Below are 7,170 nucleotides of genomic sequence, written 5' to 3' on the forward strand. Positions count from 1 at the left end.
CTGGGCTAATCCCGGATAGCCGGATAGGATTTGCCGGCATAATCGCTGGCACTGCAGGACGGCCCAGACCGGCGCCACCCACCTGAGAACCAGGGGATAATGATGAGCCAGGATAGGCTTCAGCAACTGGATCTTTTGCGAGGGCTGTTAATGCTCCTCGGTGTTGTTATACATGCCGGGTTTGTATATACGGTAGAACAAAAATGGCTAATCAAGGACTCGGCCACCCATCAATTGTTTGATTATCTGGTTTTCTGGATAAATGTATTTCGGATGCCTGCTTTCTTTTTTCTGAGCGGGCTGCTGTTCGCCATGGTGGTTATCCGAAAGGCTCCCCTTGCTTTTCTGGGAAGTCGCCTTGTGAGGATTGGCATTCCGCTGATTGTGGCGGCGATACTGCTCAACATTCCGCAGCTGCTTATATCCGATTGGCTGGCTCCTGCCTTCGGCCAGGCACGGATTACGGAGTCGCCCTGCCAGACTATGTACGACATCTATGCGGGCTGCTGGGCATCACATCTCTGGTTTCTGGTCACGTTGATCTATTTCTTCATGACGGCTCACTTCGTACACTTGTTAACACGCAGGCTTCGGGTTAATGAAAGGGTCAGTCGAACAGTTGCCGCCGCTTGGTGCTGGCCTTTGTTGTTGCTTGCTCTTTCCGGCTTCGGGTACGCTGTTCAATCACTGTGGTGGCGCGGAGGCAATGAGCTGTTTAGCCATCTGCCTTTCCTCTGGACGCTGTCATACTTCCAGTACCTGCCTTTTTTTCTTGCCGGATTTCTCTTTGCAAGGTTGTTTTGCCGGCTGCAGGACTGGGCCGTTCTTTCTCCTGCAAGGCTGGGCGCCCTGGTGGTTTCCTGGGGTGGACTGTTCTATTTGTATGTGGCGGGGTCGGTTGGCAGGGTGCAATTCTACTTCTCTGATTTCGTTGTAACTTTGCTTTACTACGCGGTAGCCTTTCAGATCATTACTTTCCTGGTGGCGGTATTTGTCAGGTACGTGCATGTTCCATCGGCCCGAACGGCTTCGGTTGTGGATGCCTCATACACCGTGTATCTGGTACATCACCCGCTTGTCTTTGGTGTTGCGTTGCTGTTGTCGTTCACGAACGTGCCGTTGCTACTCAAGTTTTTGCTGATTGTCTTGGTGGCCTCGTCGCTTTCCATAGCGTTTCACTATTGGCTGGTTCGGCGGTCGGCAATTCTCCGCTTCGCAGTCAATGGCCGCTATCGCTGACTTCCTGAGCCGTCAATAAGCTCTGGATTAGCGATTGCCATTCGCGGAGTATGGCCTCACCGGAGTAATGGGCATCGAAAAATTCTCGCATGGTCTTCCGATAGTCGTCTTTGTGCTGAAGCAGTCCGTTTATGATTTCTGCAAGCTCCTCTGGGGTTTGCGAGTCGATAAGTACCACGCCCGGACAGTCAGCATAAGCTTCAAACGCTGGCAGTCGCCTGAGAACACAAGGGACGCCAGCACTCATGGCTTCAATGACTACTAGTCCGAAGGTTTCCTGGGTACTCATAAAGACCAGAACGTCGAATGAATTGTAAATTTTCTGTTTGTCGTTTTCCCAGTGATGGGGTTTCACTCTATCTGGGGAATCTAGGGACCAGTGGTCGGAGCTGGTACTCCACAGATGAATTTCGTCCGCATAGGAAAGCAGTCCGGCAGAGATCGTTTCAGCGGCCCCTTTTCTCGGTTCATCAAGATTACCAACGGTGCCAATATTATTTGTCGTGCGTGTTTTCGGGATGGCGGCTGATGTGTTGGGAATAATGGCGACCTTGTTTTCGTCAAGCTGGAAGGCACGCTGCTGGATCTCGTTGACGAAATGGACTCGGGTGGCCAGGTTCAGGGTCTGTCGAAGGTAAGCAGGCTCCATGCCGTGGAGCTCGTCTGGCAAACCGTGACAGGAAACGATGATATTCCGACCTGATGCGCGCATTGCCTGAAGCGTTCTGTGATCACAGGAAGCATCACAGATGTAGATGTCGGATTCAGGCAAATGTCCTCGGGTGATTTTAACCCTGGACGATAACTTTCGGTTATAGTTGCTGGCCAGATATGAACAAAAACTCACACTGTAATATCGGGACAGCAGATTCGCGATACTGGCTATAGCAATCGTACCTCCGGTGTCGCCATGATACCCACAGATAAAGACAATGGAGATTTCTGTGCCATGCTTGCGTTTCAGGTTGGCCACCTGGTTTCGATAAAAGAAGTAGGCGTTCTTCAGTCGTTTGAGGCGCTTATGGATCACCCAAGGTAGGTGTGGCTTTTTCAGGAATTCTGTCAGTTTTTTCACTCTAGATTTCCGTTACTTTCCTTGGGAACGTCCGGCTCGGGAGTCGGCTTCGATCTGCGCGCTGTGCATGCTCCGATCCCCGTGGTATTCATCATATTAGTGCCCCCTGTCGGTGAATGTCATGTTGCTTTAGCTTCGAATATTTCTCCCCCTGAACGTCAGGATATTTTACGCCTAGTTCGTCAAGTCAGTTCCATAGCCTGAAAATAGACTTTTTTTGGTGTTAGTCTGAGAATAGTTGTTGAGGTTGAATTATAATCAATATTTAAGGTAGCCGAGTTCGGAAAGCCAGAGGCTTGTGGCTTATTGCGGCAGGCACGGCAATCGCAAAACGGACAGTCGTCAGCGTCGGCCCGAAGATCGTTGTTCAGGGAGTGGTAAGGGCTCATGGAATTCAAAGGGAAGATTCATCAGTTAGGCATTGACCGGTCGGACAACGAGAGGGCCCCCGCTACTCCTGACCAGATATCTACACTGCCACCACATATCCTTTCTATCAAAGAAAAGTTGACGCAGTATCCAAACACGGAACTCGTGACCTTTGATGTCTTCGATACACTTCTCACCAGCGTGCTTGACCACCCTGAAGCCGTTTTCCTTGAAGTGGGCCGTCGCTCGACACGGCAGACGCAGATTTCTGACATGATGACTCCAGAGGCTTTTGCCCGAGCACGTACGCTGGCGGAGCAACGTATTAGGGAACTAACCGATCCTGGCAAAGACGTAACGCTTTTGCAGATTTATGAGGAACTGGCCCGATGCTACAGCTGGTTAGGGGATCGGGTTTCTGAACTGATGTCATGTGAATTGGCTGTTGAGCGCGAAGCTTTGCTACTGATACCGGGAATGGGCGAGTTTCTCGACTGGGTTCGTCGGGAGGTCGGGCGTGTTGCGTTTGTCTCTGACATGTACATTCCGACGGAAGTTATAGCGGAGCAGTTGACGCACTACGGACTGCTCAAGGGTGACGAGCGTCTGTTCGTTTCCGGCGACTGTGGATGCCGTAAGGGAACCAACGGCGATTTGCTACGCTATGCGCTTGAAGATCTCGGGGTGAGTGCTCGTCATGCGGTGCATGTTGGTAAGGACTGGATGGTGGATGTCATGTCCGCCAGAAAAGTCGGTATGGGCGCAATTCACTTCCCCACAGCGAATCTGACTCGGTACGAAAAAAGGTTGAACCACGCCCATTGGGAATCCCGGGGCACATCCAGTGTGTATGCGGGGGCGTCCCGGGTAGCTCGCCTGGAGTCGCTTGCTTCTGGGCAAGAGGTGGATCAGGCGCTGCTCCCTGTCTGCTCCGGAGTCGCCGCCCCGCTTGTCGTGGATTACACCTTGTGGGTGCTTCGCAAAGCGGTCGACCTTGGTTTGACGCGCCTGTTTTTTCTCGCTCGTGAAGGCGAGGTGCTCTTCGCTGTGGCCCAGGAACTGGTGGAAGGGCTGGGTCTTGAACTGGAGCTCTGTTACCTGCACGTCAGCCGTCGGGCGCTGAACCTGGCTCTGCTCAGAAGTGTTGAGCGCGGGGAGCTTGAGTGGGCTTTGACCGGGTTCGAGAACGAGACGGTTCGAACCCTGCTTTCCCGGCTGAATCTGACGCCCGAGGATATGTCAGAAGAGCTTGTCGCCGCAGGCTTCGATGGTGACTCCTGGTCCGGACTTTTGTCCCGACCCTCTTTCGAGAAGCTTCTTGATCTTTTTTGTCAGGGAAGGGTGAGGGCGCTGATTGAGGAGCAAGCCAAAATCAGGCGTCAGTTGGTGGATGAATATCTTGCCCAGCAAGGCTTTCTGGGTGAGGGGGAAATCGGACTGGTTGATACAACCGGTGTAGGAAGTCAGTTCAGGGTTTTGCAGGGGCTCAGGGGGCAATCGGACTCCCGGCCGCTTCAGTGTTTCCTGATGGTTCGTATCTGGCAGCGGCGGTTGAACTATGATGGCTTTCCGGAGATCCATGGGTATTACTGTGACCAGTACGCCTACCGACGAGGCTATTCGATTCCCGGCTTGACTTCCATGCTGGAAATCTTCTGCGCCGCTGTTCATGGGAGCGTCGTTGGTTACCGCCGGGGTGTGGCGGGCCAGATCGAACCTGAGTTCGAAGAACAGCCCGGTTGGAAAAGTCGACGTCGGTATACCGGTCAGGTCAGGCTTGTGTTGGGCTGTTTCGTGGGGGCGATCCTCAGACAACCTTCCTTCCTGCGAGGTGAGGTCGACAGCCGGCAAGCGGTTCTCGAGACCTATCGCCTGCTCTGGGATTCACCGACTCGGGCAGAGTCGTTTTCATGGGGCAAATATCCCCTGGAAAGCGGTTCTATTAACCGTGCGGCGCAACAGGTGCCGGCTCCTCAGTTAAGTCTTCGTGACCTGGTCCGAATCAGGTTGCAGGACTCGTCAGCGAGCTTTCTCGGGCCATTCGCATGGCGGGCAGGTTCAGAGCAGGTAAGTTCCGCCGGCGTCAGGTGGGCCATTCTGCTCATGGCGCGAGCCAACCGATTCGCCAGGGCGATTTGGCTTAAGTGCCCTAATCGAATAAGGCTCTTACTGGAGAATAATAGATGACACAGACGGATCCTTCTGTAATTGAAAGATTTGTTGATATTGTAGACCGTTTCCCGGACAGGCCGGCGCTATGGGCCCGGAATCAGACCTACACCTACCGTGAACTGAGTGCGATTGCAGAGGCAACTCGTTTGCGCCTGTGTGAACAGGACGTGGGTATTGGGGAACAAGTTGGTGTGATGACTGGAGACGGTGTCGAAACCTATGCTGCGATTCTCGGCATTATGGCCGCAGGTGCGGCGTACGTTCCGATTAATGGGAAAAACCCACTGACACGGAATTTGGAAATTATAGACGATGCAGAAGTGAGTGCGTTGGTTTTCGAAGAGGCCGATGAACTGGCGGAACGACTTTCCGAGGGATCCAGTTGCAAACTGGTGCAGGCCGCCAGTCATCCTGCGAAATCCGGTTTACGGCCAAGCTGGCAGTCAGCGCCGGAGTTGGCCTATCTGCTTTTTACTTCGGGGAGCACCGGTAAACCCAAGGGCGTGCCGATTCGTCATGACAACCTGAGTTGCTTCCTCTCGATCATGCTGGATTCCGGTCTTTACGACATAGGCCCTGAAGACCGGTGTTTGCAAATGTTCGAACTGACGTTCGATTTCTCCGTTATGTCCACATTCGTGCCGCTTTGCGCGGGTGCCTGCTGCTATGTACTACCCCAGTCTAGGTTTGGTGCCGCTACAGTGCTGAAGATGCTTCAGGAGCATGAGTTGACCGTGGCGCCGATGGTGCCGTCGATACTGGTATTCCTCGAGCCTTTTCTGGAGAGCCGGGTACGTCTCCCTTCGCTACGGCTATCGCTCTTTTGCGGAGAGGCCTTACCGGATAGTCTTGCGCGGAAATGGACCGTCGCGGCACCGAATGGAAGGGTAGAGAATCTCTATGGACCAACCGAAGCTACGGTGTTTTGTTTGCGTTATCTCTGGCAGCCGGACACCAGCCCTGCGGAAGCGGTAAATGGGGTTGTTCCTATCGGAGCGCCTTTCCCCCGTTCCCGGGCAGTGATCTTGGAGGAATCCGGAACTCTCTCCCAAAAAGTGGGCGCCAGGGGGGAGCTGTTGCTGATGGGCGAACAGCTATCCACTGGCTACTGGAAAGACCCCGCCAAGACTGAAGCCGCCTTCATTACGATCGATTACCGTGGAGAGCGTGACATGGCCTATCGCACCGGGGATATCTGTTCCATTGATGAAAGAGAGAACTTCATCTATCACGGAAGGCTTGACGCACAAGTGAAAGTGGATGGATTCAGGGTGGAGCTGGGTGAAATTGAACACCATGTCAGGCAATTACTTGATCGCACGAGCATTGCCGTCGTTGCGGCTTCAGACAAAGGGCGAACGTATCTGGCTCTTTTCATTGAGCGCCCCGAGGTCGATCTGGAGCGGCTTCGTGATGAATTGAAGGCCCGGGTGCCGATGTATATGGTGCCCCAGGAGATGGTGTTTGTAGAGCGTCTGCCGCTGAACCTTAACGGCAAGGTTGATCGTCCGGCACTGGTCAGGTCACTGATGAGTTGAGGTCTGGCGCATATTCTTGTCTTGCATGAATCTTGTCAGGGAGGAAGTAATGGCCAAATATCGGGATGATGCCACAATCCGATCTTTCCAGGAGCTCAAGGCCTGCATTTGGGAAGACTGGAAAGTGAACCATTTCAGTTTTCTCAGGCCCGGTTGTCAGGCGATGGTGATGTACCGTTTTGGCGTATGGCAAGGCGGTCTTGAAGGCAGGTTTCTGAAAACTCTGGCGGGCTGGTTATACAAGAGCATGCACGTCTTCTGTCGAAACTTCTATGGGATTGAGCTCTACAGCACTGCTCGTATCGGGCGGAGGCTTCGTATCTCTCACCAGAGCGGTATCGTTCTTGATCCCAAGCTGGTTATTGGCGATGACTGCTCCATCCGGCAGGGGGTCACTATCGGACGAGTTGATGGCCAGGGCCTGAAGGAACGTGCTAATGCGCCCGTGATTGGTGATAGGGTACGCATCGGCCTCGGGGCGGCTATCCTTGGAGGCATCACAGTGGGTGACGATGTTGTTATTGGGCCCTATGCTGTAGTAACAAGGAACGTCCCTAGTGGTTCTATTGTCAGTTGCGCTCCACCTAGAGTATTTGGTAGACCCCCTTCGACAGGAAAAACAGCCTCAAAGGAAGCAGATTGAGCAGCAATTGTCCACGGTTGAACGTGATCCATACATAATCAGTGAGTAAGGAAAGAAGCTAGTGTCCCGTTTGGTTAATTCGCTGACCTACTGCGTGACGCTGGGGCCTCTGGCCAAGGCGCCAGTCCGAAGGT

The 7,170-nt window shown here is 53.4% G+C and carries 5 protein-coding genes; 4 read left to right on the forward strand and 1 reads right to left on the reverse strand.

All coding sequences use genetic code 11. The features are described 5' to 3' along the window. Positions 1 to 99: 99 nt before the first annotated feature. On the forward strand, positions 100 to 1,239 hold the full coding sequence (locus tag MLC59_RS07665; protein WP_248233001.1) for an acyltransferase family protein: 1,140 nt from the start codon (positions 100 to 102) through the stop codon (positions 1,237 to 1,239). Here MLC59_RS07665 and MLC59_RS07670 read toward each other — a convergent pair. Next, a complete protein-coding gene (locus MLC59_RS07670) occupies positions 1,220 to 2,314 on the reverse strand; it encodes a glycosyltransferase family 4 protein (protein ID WP_248233003.1) in 1,095 nt (364 codons plus the stop codon). The two genes, MLC59_RS07665 and MLC59_RS07670, sit on opposite strands and share 20 nt — an antisense overlap. 387 nt (positions 2,315 to 2,701) lie before the next feature. On the opposite strand from MLC59_RS07670, the gene MLC59_RS07675 reads away from it, so the two are divergent. The 3 genes from MLC59_RS07675 to MLC59_RS07685 are packed head-to-tail and all read left to right on the forward strand — an operon-like array spanning position 2,702 to position 7,036. Further along, positions 2,702 to 4,870, forward strand: a complete 2,169-nt coding sequence (locus MLC59_RS07675) for a hypothetical protein (protein WP_248233004.1) — start codon at positions 2,702 to 2,704, stop codon at positions 4,868 to 4,870. Further along, positions 4,867 to 6,393: an amino acid adenylation domain-containing protein gene (locus MLC59_RS07680; protein WP_248233007.1), complete on the forward strand. Its 1,527-nt coding sequence runs from the start codon at positions 4,867 to 4,869 to the stop codon at positions 6,391 to 6,393. Before MLC59_RS07675 ends, MLC59_RS07680 begins: the two co-directional genes overlap by 4 nt. A 49-nt stretch (positions 6,394 to 6,442) precedes the next feature. After that, positions 6,443 to 7,036 carry a serine O-acetyltransferase gene (locus MLC59_RS07685; protein WP_248233009.1) on the forward strand — a complete coding sequence of 198 codons (594 nt, stop codon included), beginning with the start codon at positions 6,443 to 6,445 and terminating at the stop codon, positions 7,034 to 7,036. Positions 7,037 to 7,170 lie beyond the last annotated feature (134 nt).

Source organism: Marinobacter bryozoorum (genome assembly GCF_023156245.1).
In the GTDB taxonomy this organism is placed as follows: Bacteria; Pseudomonadota; Gammaproteobacteria; order Pseudomonadales; family Oleiphilaceae; genus Marinobacter; species Marinobacter bryozoorum.